Origin of the sequence: Pedobacter gandavensis, from assembly GCF_032678465.1 — a bacterium.
In the GTDB taxonomy this organism is placed as follows: Bacteria; Bacteroidota; Bacteroidia; order Sphingobacteriales; family Sphingobacteriaceae; genus Pedobacter; species Pedobacter gandavensis_B.
In genome coordinates this window covers 119,348-131,825 of the sequence record NZ_JAVTSK010000002.1, presented here as the reverse complement: position 1 = coordinate 131,825, position 12,478 = coordinate 119,348, and the positions used below count along the sequence as shown (strand labels likewise).

General features: G+C 38.1%; 10 protein-coding genes. 6 read left to right on the top strand and 4 right to left on the bottom strand.

What is annotated here, in order from left to right; genetic code table 11:
* Nucleotides 1-3: 3 nt before the first annotated feature.
* A complete protein-coding gene (locus R2Q94_RS03615; RefSeq protein WP_316820071.1) occupies nucleotides 4-1,296 on the bottom strand; it encodes a nucleotide sugar dehydrogenase in 1,293 nt (430 codons plus the stop codon).
* A 720-nt stretch (nucleotides 1,297-2,016) separates the two neighbouring features.
* On the opposite strand from R2Q94_RS03615, the gene R2Q94_RS03610 reads away from it, so the two are divergent.
* The 3 genes from R2Q94_RS03610 to R2Q94_RS03600 all read left to right on the top strand — a co-directional run bounded on the left by R2Q94_RS03610 (nucleotide 2,017) and on the right by R2Q94_RS03600 (nucleotide 8,605).
* Nucleotides 2,017-2,427, top strand: coding sequence for a hypothetical protein (locus tag R2Q94_RS03610; protein WP_316820070.1), 411 nt, complete (start codon nucleotides 2,017-2,019; stop codon nucleotides 2,425-2,427).
* A gap of 389 nt (nucleotides 2,428-2,816) precedes the next feature.
* On the top strand, nucleotides 2,817-5,291 hold the full coding sequence (locus R2Q94_RS03605; protein WP_316820069.1) for a transglycosylase domain-containing protein: 2,475 nt from the start codon (nucleotides 2,817-2,819) through the stop codon (nucleotides 5,289-5,291).
* A 308-nt stretch (nucleotides 5,292-5,599) separates the two neighbouring features.
* The gene (locus tag R2Q94_RS03600) at nucleotides 5,600-8,605 is read left to right on the top strand and encodes a basic secretory protein-like protein (protein WP_316820068.1); all 3,006 of its coding nucleotides are present in this window, start codon (nucleotides 5,600-5,602) and stop codon (nucleotides 8,603-8,605) included.
* Nucleotides 8,606-8,676: 71 nt separating this feature from the next.
* Here R2Q94_RS03600 and R2Q94_RS03595 read toward each other — a convergent pair whose 3' ends face one another.
* On the bottom strand, nucleotides 8,677-9,027 hold the full coding sequence (locus R2Q94_RS03595; protein WP_316820067.1) for a GIY-YIG nuclease family protein: 351 nt from the start codon (nucleotides 9,025-9,027) through the stop codon (nucleotides 8,677-8,679).
* Between the two features lie 134 nt (nucleotides 9,028-9,161).
* Between R2Q94_RS03595 and R2Q94_RS03590 the strand changes: the two genes are divergently transcribed.
* The 3 genes from R2Q94_RS03590 (at nucleotide 9,162) to bioD (ending at nucleotide 11,770) form a co-directional block, all read left to right on the top strand.
* On the top strand, nucleotides 9,162-9,938 hold the full coding sequence (locus tag R2Q94_RS03590) for a LexA family transcriptional regulator (RefSeq protein ID WP_316820066.1): 777 nt from the start codon (nucleotides 9,162-9,164) through the stop codon (nucleotides 9,936-9,938).
* A gap of 94 nt (nucleotides 9,939-10,032) precedes the next feature.
* Nucleotides 10,033-11,157 carry an 8-amino-7-oxononanoate synthase gene (locus R2Q94_RS03585; protein ID WP_316820065.1) on the top strand — a complete coding sequence of 375 codons (1,125 nt, stop codon included), beginning with the start codon at nucleotides 10,033-10,035 and terminating at the stop codon, nucleotides 11,155-11,157.
* A gap of 1 nt (nucleotide 11,158) precedes the next feature.
* Nucleotides 11,159-11,770, top strand: a complete 612-nt coding sequence (gene bioD, locus R2Q94_RS03580; RefSeq protein ID WP_316820064.1) for a dethiobiotin synthase — start codon at nucleotides 11,159-11,161, stop codon at nucleotides 11,768-11,770.
* Between the two features lie 66 nt (nucleotides 11,771-11,836).
* Here the strand turns inward: bioD and rplT are convergent, their stop codons facing one another.
* Both rplT and rpmI read right to left on the bottom strand, forming a co-directional pair.
* Nucleotides 11,837-12,181, bottom strand: a complete 345-nt coding sequence (gene rplT, locus R2Q94_RS03575) for a 50S ribosomal protein L20 (protein ID WP_062547999.1) — start codon at nucleotides 12,179-12,181, stop codon at nucleotides 11,837-11,839.
* Between the two features lie 74 nt (nucleotides 12,182-12,255).
* Nucleotides 12,256-12,456: a 50S ribosomal protein L35 gene (gene rpmI / locus R2Q94_RS03570; protein WP_041887185.1), complete on the bottom strand. Its 201-nt coding sequence runs from the start codon at nucleotides 12,454-12,456 to the stop codon at nucleotides 12,256-12,258.
* Between the last annotated feature and the right edge of the window lie 22 nt (nucleotides 12,457-12,478).

Sequence of the window (12,478 nt, the reverse complement as noted above, 5' to 3'; positions counted from 1 at the left end):
CCTTTATAATCGGAAATCGACTGATGCATTTGGGAGCAAAGATTTGATATCGTACACAACGGTATTCTTTTTACATAAATTGGGCAACTCAATTTTTTTAAATTCCTGATGGGCAACCGCTAATAGTATTCCATCATATTTTCTGGTTTTAGACTCCCCATTCTCACATATAATTCCATACTCATGTTTGGCATGTGCAACATTCGCCCATGGATCATGAACAGTAACCTGTACATTATACTCTTTCAATCTATTGATAATATCAATAACCTTCGTATTCCTTACATCCGGACAATTCTCTTTAAAGGTAAAGCCCAACACCAACACTTTTGCACCCACGATATGAGTGTCCTTCTGGATCATTTGTTTTACCAATTGGTCTGCTACATAAGCGCCCATGCCATCATTGACTCTTCGCCCAGCTAAAATAATTTCTGGATGATACCCCGCTTCCTGTGCCTTTTGAGCAAGATAATAAGGATCTACTCCAATACAATGTCCACCAACAAGACCGGGCCTGAAATTTAAAAAATTCCATTTCGTACTCGCAGCATCCAACACTTCATTTGTATTAATACCCAAACGATTAAAAATCATCGCCAGCTCATTCACGAAAGCAATGTTAATGTCCCGTTGTGCATTTTCAATGATTTTAGCAGCTTCTGCAACTTTAATACAGGACGCTTTATGGGTCCCGGCAACGATGATAGATCTATACAGCTGATCTACAACCTCTGCAATCTCAGGTGTTGAACCAGAAGTGATCTTAAGAATGTTAGCCACTGTATGTTTCTTATCTCCTGGATTAATGCGTTCCGGAGAATAACCGGCAAAAAAATCAACATTAAATTCAAGTCCGGACGTTTTAGCCAATACTGGAACACATTCATCCTCTGTAACCCCTGGATAAACGGTAGATTCATAAATAACAATATCTCCGGGCTTAAGCACGGCTCCCACCGTTAAACTGGCATTGATTAAAGGCATTAAATTGGGACGGTTATTTTTATCTACTGGTGTAGGTACTGTGACGATATAAATAGTACAACTTTCCATTTTTTCAGGGTCATTAGTACAATACAGGCCCTGCGCTGAACTGCAATCATTTGTCAACACCTGATTTAATTGCTCCTGATCAATTTCAAGTGTATGATCTAAACCTGAGTTGAGTTCAGAAACCCGCTCTATATTTATATCAAATCCAATTACTTTGTATTTCTTTGCAAATTCAACAGCGAGGGGTAAACCTACGTACCCAAGGCCAATAATACCAATTTTACTGCGGGAGTATAGCATAACTAAAGTGTTAGAAATAAATGAATTAGACAATCATTCTGGAGTTAAAACTCTTAACAAAAAGTATCAACTTATGAACACATCATTAATGATGATGGTAGGACTAAATCTAATGGTTGATTTTTAATGGTGATCGAAGGGAATTTGAATAATCAAGTTGACTTATAGCTTCGCTACATCAGTTACATCAGCTGATTTTGAACTAAAACATCCAAGAAACACCACCCTCCGTATTTATAAAATTAATCAGCTAATTATTCAGACAATTCGTCTTTGAAACTAAGCCTTGTTCTAAAAACCGCTTATAATAAGTGATTTCATAGAATAAAGCTAGGGAATAATTACTTACAAAACAGTGATTTATTAGAGTTGTTATATTATTGTACACTTTACACATCCTGGTTTACAATATTGTAAAAATTAAACCTCAGAACTACACATAGATTCCCCATATTTACACAAAAATCAACACTTTCTGTAGAAAGAACCAGTTCGATTTAAAATCAAAAAAAAATACTTAGTCCGTCAATAACGTTCATTGCGATTGTGAAATGAAACAATTCACAAAACTTCTACAACAATAAGGTTTAAAGTTGCATCATAAACACAACTTATATTTAACTGGTATCATTTTTTCACACTGTCAAGAAGACCAGCACATCCCACTGGTCAGGTATATTTTGATAATTGGATTAAGTTAACTTTAAACTATTTACAAATATGACACCTAATAAAGGAGATGTGATCGAACGTATAGTACGTAACAAGATCGGAATCAGCGAACTTTCAAGAAAATTACAAGTCAGTAGGACAGCTATATATAATTGGTTTGAAACCGGGCAGATAAATCTTGAAATGATCTGTAAAATTGGTCAGATTATAGATTATGACTTCCGAAAGGAATTCCCTGAAGAATTTTCAAATGCCCAGAATCCAAACACTAAAAATCTTGGTAGTAAAAAAGAGAACCAAGATGAGATTACAACTAAAGCCGTAGATTATTGGATGAACAAATACATAAGCTTGTTAGAGCGGTATAATGAAATGCTTGTCGACCTGAATTACCCAGGCAAGAAAACCAGCTTAAGCCCTATCAATACAGAGATTAGTGATCATTTCAGTATGGTCTAAATTCCAAGCAAAGGTCTTCATCAATATATCATGAAGCCATAGCTAAATCCTACTTATAAGAATCTGTCCATTTTTCTGCATGGAAATGGACAGATTATACTCATGAGTTAATCGAATCTCATTCGATTAATCATTGCGACCTGAGCTTTCGATATCACCCCTGCTCGTTTTTTCGTTGCAAACAATCTTAAATCCTAAACTGTTCCTATACAAACAATCCATTTTTAGAGTCTATGGCTGATTGGCTGCTTATTTTAAGCAGGAAAAGACTAAAAACGCTTTTAAACAACAAATAAGAACATTCGCAATTTTTTTTACGTTAATTTGCGTTAGCAATTTTAACATTATTTAACACAAACTGTTTTACGTTTTTTTTGATCTTTACTTCCATGTTTAAAGAAATCCGCAATAAGTATATCCGCTATATCAGCATTTTCCTCTATTGCATTATCATATTCTTTTGTGCGCTACAGCTCAACTTTTTATGGCTATTTGGCTACTCCCCTTCTTACAAAGACATTAAAGCTCCAACACAAAGTGTAGGTTCTGAATTGTATACATCTGATGGAAAACTGATCGGCCGCTACTATAAAGAAAACCGTACTCCGGTAAATTTTAAAGACATTTCTCCCAGTGTGGTGAACGCTTTAATCGCGACAGAAGATGTTCGCTTTTATAGCCATATGGGGATAGATTTTCGTTCCCTCTTGTCTAGCGGAATTTCCACTGCTACTGGCGACAAACGTGGGGCCAGCACCATTACCCAACAACTTGCAAAAAACCTGTACCGAACGCGGTATAATAAATCACAGGGTGTCATTAAACATATTCCGGTAGTGCGTACCATTGTTTCAAAGTTAAAAGAATGGATGACTGCCGTAAAACTGGAGGCCAATTATTCTAAAAACGATATTATCACCATGTACCTTAATACGGTCTCATTTGGAAACAACGCTTTTGGTATAAAAACTGCTTCACGAGTTTATTTTGACAAAGGACCAAATGAACTAGAGGTACCAGAATCTGCACTATTGGTAGGCATGTTAAAAGGGACTTCCATCTATAACCCAGTGAAGAATCCTGAAAAAGCATTGGAACGTAGAAATGTAGTCCTGGCTCAAATGAATAAATACAATTACATCACCAAAGAGGAATTAAACACATACAAAAGTACTCCAATCAAACTTAAAGAAGGAAGTATAGATGATGGTAGCGATGGAGATTCCTATTTACGTGCTGCAGTTGATAAATACCTCGAAAAATGGGCTGACGATAACGATTACGATCTTTATGAAGACGGTTTGAAAATTTACACCACTATCGACTCTAAACTACAGAAATACGCAGAGGAGGCAGTCGCAGATCAAATGAAAATTATCCAAAAAAGATTTTACAGTGTTTGGGGTAATGAAGATCCATGGCAGGATTCTGAAAAGAAAAAGGTGGATTACCCGGACCGCGCCATGCGCAAATTACCCATCTATGCTTTGTTGGAGAAAAAATACAGCAACAGTCCGGATTCTGTAAAAGCCTATTTCAATAAAAAGAAAAAAATGAAAATCTTTACCTGGAAAGGCGACAGAGATACCCTCTTCTCTACGATGGATTCTATCCGGTACTATGGAAAGATTATGAACGCTGGAATGATGACAATGGATCCTTTCAGTGGTAAGATTAAAGTTTGGGTAGGTGGTATAGATCATAAATTTTTCAAATATGATCATGTAAACCAAAGCAAAAGACAAGCAGGATCTACATTTAAACCATTTGCTTATCTGGCAGCACTGGAAGCAGGTATGAGTCCTTGCGATAAATTCACTGATAAGCCGGTTAAAATTGAGTATCAGGAAAAAGGAAAAACCGAATACTGGGAACCAAAAAATGCTGATTGGAACTACAGTTACCGGGAAATGTCTCTTCGATGGGCAATGGGTAAATCTGTAAACACCATTACTGCCCAGGTAACTGAAGCCGTTGGTGCAGATAATGTGGTTAAATGGGCAAAAGAATGTGGAATAGAAAGTCCATTACAAGCGGTACCATCAGTAAGCCTTGGCCCAAATGATGTAACCGTTTATGAAATGGTAAGAGCATACAGTACCTTCCTGAATGAAGGTGTGAGAACCGACCCTATTTTAGTAGAGAAAATCACCGATCAGGACGACAATTTAATTGAAGACTTCAAAGCAAAAACTAAAAGAGTACTTTCCGAAGAAATTGCGTGGCTAATGTTGTATATGCTACGTGGTGGTATGGAAGAACCTGGTGGAACTTCTCAGGCACTCTGGGAATGGGATCTGTGGAAAAAAGGAAACCAGATTGGCGGAAAAACAGGAACTTCTTCTGATTATGTAGATGCCTGGTATATGGGCGTAACCAAAGATCTGGTCACTGGTGTCTGGGTAGGTTGTGATGAACGTACTGCTCACTTTAACAATGGTGCAACAGGAGAAGGTTCCAGAACTGCATTGCCAATCTTTGCCAAATTCATGGAAAAAGTATATCATGACCCTAGTACAGGCTATACTTACGGTCCTTTCCCGAAAGCAAAAGTAAAAATCACGCGGGAAATTAACTGCCCAAGTCCGAGAATAAGAGTAGATACAGCTGCCACTGATAGTCTGGCCATGGACTCTACCAGTACAGAAGTGCCAATAGCAGATGACCAGTTACCAGTAATAAAAGAAGAAGATATCCTCAAAACTGAGGAGAAAAAAATTCCGGAACCCGTAAAGCAGCCCGCTACTGAAGTTCCATTAACCAGAAAAGAAAAACGGGAGCAGAGAAAGAAAGAACGTGAAGAAGAAAAAGAAAGAGAACGCATAAAAAAAGAGCAGGAAAAAGCCAAACCTGCAACTAAATAAAAGAATTTAGCCCCTTCTGGAATAGCGGATTTCGCTTTTGAAAAATGTCTTATAAAATGAGCCTGTTAGCAGCCTATTTTATAAGACATTTTTGTATAAATTTAACCCTAACAAAATATAATCACCATATGAATATAAGCGCTACCCTTTTTAGACGATTACTTCCTCTTTTGATTATCCTAAGTCTATCAGCCAGTAACCTCAAGGGACAGGTTTTCGGACAAAATGTTGTGCGGTATAAGAATGAGAAATTCAAGGTTTTACAGACCCCCCATTTTGAAATTTACTACTACCTCAAAAATGAGAAGATGGTCAAGAAATTCGCAGAAGATGCCGAAACCTGGTATAAAATGCATCAGGAAATATTCAAAGATACATTTGTTAAGAGAAATCCAATTATTCTTTACAACAACCATCCTGATTTTCAAACTACCACTGCTTTGAGCGGAGAAATTGGAATAGGAACCGGAGGGGTAACCGAAGCATTTAAAAACCGTGTGATTATGCCCGTAATGGAGCTCAATAACCAAACCCGTCATGTACTGGGACATGAGCTTGTTCATGCCTTTCAGTATCGTCTTTTATTAGAAAAGGATTCGATCGGCCTAGAGAACATTAGTAACACACCATTGTGGATGGTTGAGGGAATGGCAGAATACTTGTCTATTGGAAAGACAGATGCTTTCACTTCCATGTGGATGCGAGATGCATTGCTCAATAGAGATGTACCCTCCTTAAAAGACCTAACCAATTCCAATAAATATTTCCCTTACCGATATGGACAAGCTTTCTGGACTTTTGTAGGTTCCGTTTATGGAGATACAACTATTGTCCCATTGTTTAAAGCAACTGCGAAATATGGATATGAAAATGGTCTAAAATATATTTTTGGTTATGATGACCGCACACTTTCAGGTCTTTGGAAAAATGCAATAGAGGCGCATTATAGACCTATGCTAAAACCCGACAGCTCTCAGATTAAGATTACAGGGACCAAGATCATTGACAATAAAAACGCAGGTAATATGAATGTGGCTCCTGCTATCAGTCCGGATGGTCAATACCTCGCCTTTTTATCAGAAAAAGACCTGTTTGGGATCGACCTCTTCCTTGCAGATGCAAGAACCGGGAAGATCATACGAAAATTGAGTAGTCAGGTTTCCAATTCCCATATCGATGATTTTAACTTTTTGGAATCAGCAGGCACCTGGTCCCCAGACAGCAAGCAGTTCGCTTTCAGTATTTTTAGTAAAGGAAAAAATCAATTGATGATCATTGATGTGGCCACAGGAAAAGTATTACTTCAGGAGGCAATGGGAGCGGTTGCCCAATTTGGTAACCTTTCCTGGGCTTCCAACGGAGAAGATATTACCTTTTCAGGAATGATGGAGGGACAAAGTGATATCTTCTCCTATAATCTAAAAACAAAACAGGTCAGCCAGATCACCAATGATAGTTACTCGGACTATGCGCCAAACTATTCAACTGATGGAAAAAAAATCGTTTTCTCTTCCGATAGAGTATCTATGTCCCAAAAGAGCTATAATGCGGTCCACCCCCTAAACCTAAGCATTTACGATATTGAAAGTAAAACGCTTTCGAATATCCCGGTGTTTCCAGGCGCAAACAACTTAAATGCACAGTTTTCAGGAGATAGCAAAAAAATATACTTTCTTTCTAATAGGGATGGTTTCAGAAATATGTATGAATACAGCCTGACTGATCAAAAAGTACAGCAATTGACTGATTACTTTACAGGAATCAGCGGGATCACAGAGTTTTCTCCTGCTATGAGTGTTTCCAGAAATGACGATATTGTGTATAGTTACTATCGTTCACAGAGGTATACCTTGTACCATTCCTCTCGTCAAAATTTCAGAGCTAAACCTGTCGATGCGAACGCAGTAAACTTTGATGCAGCAGTACTTCCTCCGGTAGAAAGTACTGGTGTGGATATCGTTAACAACAACCTTTTGAACTTCGAACGATTTGAAAAAACGATAGCCGACTCTATGAGGCTCATACCATATAAACCTAAATTCAAATTGGACTACCTGGCCAACAGCGGTGGTGTAGGCGTTTCAACAAGTAGATTTGGAACTGGAGTACAAGGAGGTATTTCTGGTAGATTTAGTGACATTCTAGGCAAAAATCAGATCATCGCCAATCTTTCCATCAACGGAGATGTTAAAGATTTTGGCGGTCTAGTGGGCTATATCAATCAAGCCAGCAGGATCAACTGGGGAGCAGCTATTTCCCATGTTCCTTATGTCACAGGCTATCGGGATATTGTTCCGGAGCGAATCAATCGTCCTGATGGACCAATGGATGTAATCAATGACCGTACAAATATTATCCGTACGTTTGAAGAACAAGCCCAGGTTTTTGGCGCCTACCCTTTCAACAAAGTACATCGATTTGAAATGGGTGGAAGCTTGTCGCGCTATAGCTACCGGGTAGATCGATTCAATAATTACTACGAGAATATAAATGGTTTTGCTGGGCGTTATCTGGGTTCCGACAGAACAAAAGCGAATACAGCACAAGCTGCGCAGGAATTGGGTTTCTCTTTAAACTCTTTTACCATCATGCAAGTGAATGCATCTCTTGTGGGAGATAATTCCGTGATGGGGTTAACGGCTCCCCTTGATGGTTTTAGATACCGTCTGGGTGTAGAACAGTATTTTGGAGATTATAAATTTTATGCTGTTGCAGTTGACGTTAGAAAATACCTGCGTATTAAGCCATTTACACTTGCTGCAAGAACATTTAATTACATTAGAGTAGGTAAACAAGGAGAAAGATTATATCCTTTATATGCGGGATATCCTTATCTCATCAGAGGATACGAAGCAAATTCCTTCTATAAGAGCCGCAATTCCAGCAATGGAGATTTTGACATTAATCAACTTTCCGGAAGTAAAATGGCCATCTTTAATTTTGAGGTTCGCCTACCTTTTACCGGACCAAAAAAATTGGCTCAGATACCATCGAAACTATTGTTTACTGACCTGAACTTATTTTTCGATGCTGGATTGGCCTGGAACCAGGGAAATAAAGTGGTTTTCAAAAGTCAACCCAGCTACCAGATTGAACCTGCAAAAGATGGACAGGGTAACCCCATTTTAGATCAAGATGGCAATCCAATTCTTACACAAGTTACCAATGAACGTGTGCCTGCATTGAGCGTTGGACTTTCTCTTAGAGTAAATGTATTCGGTTATTTTGTATTAGAACCTTATTACGCCTTTCCACTTCAGCGAAAAGATGTAAAATCCGGTGTATTTGGATTAACTTTTGCACCAGGCTGGTAAAAATTTATTAAAGGAACATCTTGCCTTACACCACAAGGTGTTCCTCTTTTATCCTTCCTCCACTCCATATACTAAGACAAAGTCTGAAATGGTAAAGTTACCTGATTGATTAGTGGCTTACTACTAAGGATATTCTCAAAATCCAAACCCATCGTCAAATCAATCCAGTTTGGATTGCAAGACCTGACCATCCGCTCTTTTTGCATCCTTGTAAAACGACTAATCACTTTAAACCTACCCAATGCCTGGGCCTCTGTCTTGAATTCTTCAAAATATACCAACCTGGTGAGCTGCTGGCCGCAATCAAAAAACAGATTTGGCATCTGCTTATAAAATGCAAGTGTTTTAATCAGATCAGAACTCATTCCAACATGTAAACTCTTGCGGTTTCTATCGGTGACGATATATACAAATTTCTTCATGACTGTAGGTTTAAATGATACAAACTAATTTAGTTAGTATAGCTATTTGGTATTCAAATAAATATTACTAACTTTATTGGTACAATAATACTAACTAATTTAGTAAAAACAAATAAATACTAAACTTTTATTTTATGTCAAATATCTCCCCTAACTTAAAATACCTAAGAAAGAAAAAAGGCCTCACACAGCAGCAATTTGCTGATGCAATGGGCATTAAAAGATCACTTGTTGGTGCTTACGAAGAAGACCGGGCAGAACCAAAATATGATTTACTAAAAAAAATAGCAGATTACTACGAGCTGACAATTGACGAATTCATCAACGAGAATATCAATGATAACTGGAAACCTAAGCTAAAAAGTCAGGGCTCTAATTTAAGAATACTCAGTATCTCCGTTGATAAAGACGATAAAGAGAACATAGAAATGGTACCGGTAAGAGCAAGTGCAGGCTACCTGAACGGTTTCGCCGATCCGGAATACATTAAAGATTTACCGAAATTTCAGTTGCCTCTTCCCTTTTTAAAACAAGGTACATTTAGGGCTTTTGAAATTCTTGGAGATTCTATGTTACCTATTCAATCTGGTAGTATCATCCTGGCGGAATACCTGGACAACTGGAATGATGTTAAAGTAGGAGAAACTTATATCGTCATCAGTAAAAACGAAGGAGTAGTCTATAAAAGAGCTGGCAATAAATTTAAAGAGCACAAAGAACTAAAGCTAGTATCCGACAATAAGCTATACGATCCATACACTATTCCTTCAGAAGAGATCCTGGAAATATGGAAGGCTAAGGCTTTTATTTCTTCGACACTTCCTGATCCTACACCAGAACCTAGCATTGAAACGCTGAGCAGTATGATGGCGCAAATGCAGAAATCGATATCTCAACTGAATAAAAACTAATATTAAAGCCCAAAAAGCATTAAAAAAGACAAAACATAGGCATAAATTAAAAATAAAGAAAGCAGGTTCCTCCTGCTTTCTTTATTTTTGGGCAATGAATAAGACCTGGCAGTTTATATTACACAAGTTACAGGATAGAAAAGAAAAAGGATCATTGAGAAAATTATCCACTGCGCTATATCCTATCGACTTTTGCTCGAACGACTATCTGGGTTTCGCCAGATCAACCTTATTACAGCAACACATCACAGATACCCTCAGCCAGATTGAACATGTGCCCATAGGTTCCGGTGGCTCTAGACTACTTAGTGGCAACCATTTTTATACTGAAGAAACCGAAAATTTTATTGCTCAGTTTCATGGAGCAGAAAGTGGCCTTATTTTTAACTCCGGTTACGATGCTAACGTTGGCCTCATTTCCAGTTTAGCGCAACGTGGAGACACTATTATCTCAGATGAACTCATACATGCCAGTCTGATTGATGGCGCACGCCTCACACATGCCAACAGATATAGCTTTAAACACAATAATATAGAAGCACTGGAAGCTAAACTAAAGATAGCTACAGGAAATATATATGTTCTCGTAGAAAGTGTATACTCCATGGACGGAGATCTTGCTCCTTTACAGGAAATCAGTGCCTGCTGTAAGAAATATGAAGCCAACCTGATCGTAGATGAAGCCCATGCCCTGGGTGTATTTGGTCCCTATGGAAAAGGTAGGATTCAGGAATTGGGTCTGGAAAAAGAAGTGTTTGCAAGGGTTGTTACTTTTGGAAAAGCACTCGGCTGTCATGGTGCGATAGTTCTGGGAGAGGCACCTTTAAAGGAATACCTCGTCAATTATGCCAGATCCTTTATTTACACTACCGCTGCACCACTCCATAATATTGTAAGCATCAACTGTGCTTATCAACTTCTGGCTTCAGCAGACCATACACCATGGCTTCAGCAAACCATCATGCAGTATAGCAATGCACTGAAGTCAGCTGGTTACAGAGGACTCACCAGTAAAAGTACCATTCAGACAATACGCTATCAAAGTAATACAACTGCAAAAAATGCGGCAGCCAGTTTACAACAAAAGGGATTCGATATTCGCGCTATTGTTAGCCCAACTGTTCCTATAGGAACAGAAAGATTAAGAATTTGCCTACACATATACAATACAGAAGAAGAAATTAACGCCCTGATTCAATCATTGGTTTTATTAAAATAATATGAATAATACATACTTCATTTCTGGTATTGGTACTGGTATCGGAAAAACGATCGTCAGTGCCATTCTTACCCAAAAACTTCAGGCGGATTATTGGAAACCTATCCAATCCGGAGATTTAGATCAAAGTGACAGCCTATCCATCAGAAACCTCATCAGTAATACAAAAACGGCGATTCATCTGGAACAATATAGACTAAGCAAGCCATTATCTCCACATTTATCAGCAAGATTAGACGGGATAGAAATTAGATCGAACGCGCTCAAACTTCCTGTAACGAACAATCAGTTGATTATTGAAGGTGCCGGTGGATTGATGGTTCCTATCAATGAAAAAGAATTGATTTTAGATCTGATCCCTATACTAAATGCAAAGCTCATCATTGTATCACAGAATTATCTGGGGAGTATCAACCATACTTTGCTTACACTTGAAGTATTGAAACAAAGACAAATCCCGGTAGCAGGAATTATTTTCAATGGGGAGGAAAATCAGGAATCAGAAAGCTATATAGCAAACTATAGCGGTATTCCTATACTTGGTAAGATTCCAAAATTAACAAGCCTGGATCAGGAGTCTATTGCGGAAGCTGGTAAATTCATTCAACTTTAAAAAACATCATCAATAAAAAAGGGAGCTTTTCGCTCCCTTTTTCTATTATTAAAATGATCCTTAGATCTATTTTACTGCATCAATAACTGCTTTGAAAGCTGCTGGATGGTTCATTGCTAAATCAGCTAAAACTTTACGGTTTAAACCGATGTTTGCAGTCGCTAATTTACCGATCAATTGAGAGTAAGAAATACCATGTTGACGAGCTCCAGCGTTGATACGTTGAATCCATAATCCACGGAATTCTCTTTTCTTAACTTTACGGTCACGGTATGCATATTGCAAACCTTTTTCTACCGTATTTTTAGCGATAGTGAAAACCTTACTTCTTGATCCCCAATAGCCTTTGGCCATATTTAGGACTTTTTTCCTTCTTCTTCTCGAAGCTACTGCGTTTACCGAACGTGGCATAGTGTGTTGTTTTTTGATAAACGGTGTTGCGTATTACAGCAAACTTACTACCGGATACCTGGTTAAAAATTTAATTATTTACCGATGGCAAGCATACGCTTAACGTTGCCCATATCAGCTGCGGACACCATTGAAGTGTGACCCAAATTACGCTTACGTTTAGTCGACATCTTTGTTAAGATGTGGCTTTTGTAGGCATTCTTCCTTGCGATTTTACCTGTTCCAGTAAGCGAAAAACGCTTTTTAGCACTGGAATTGGTTTTCATTTTTGGCATAACCTGTGTTTATTTATGTAAT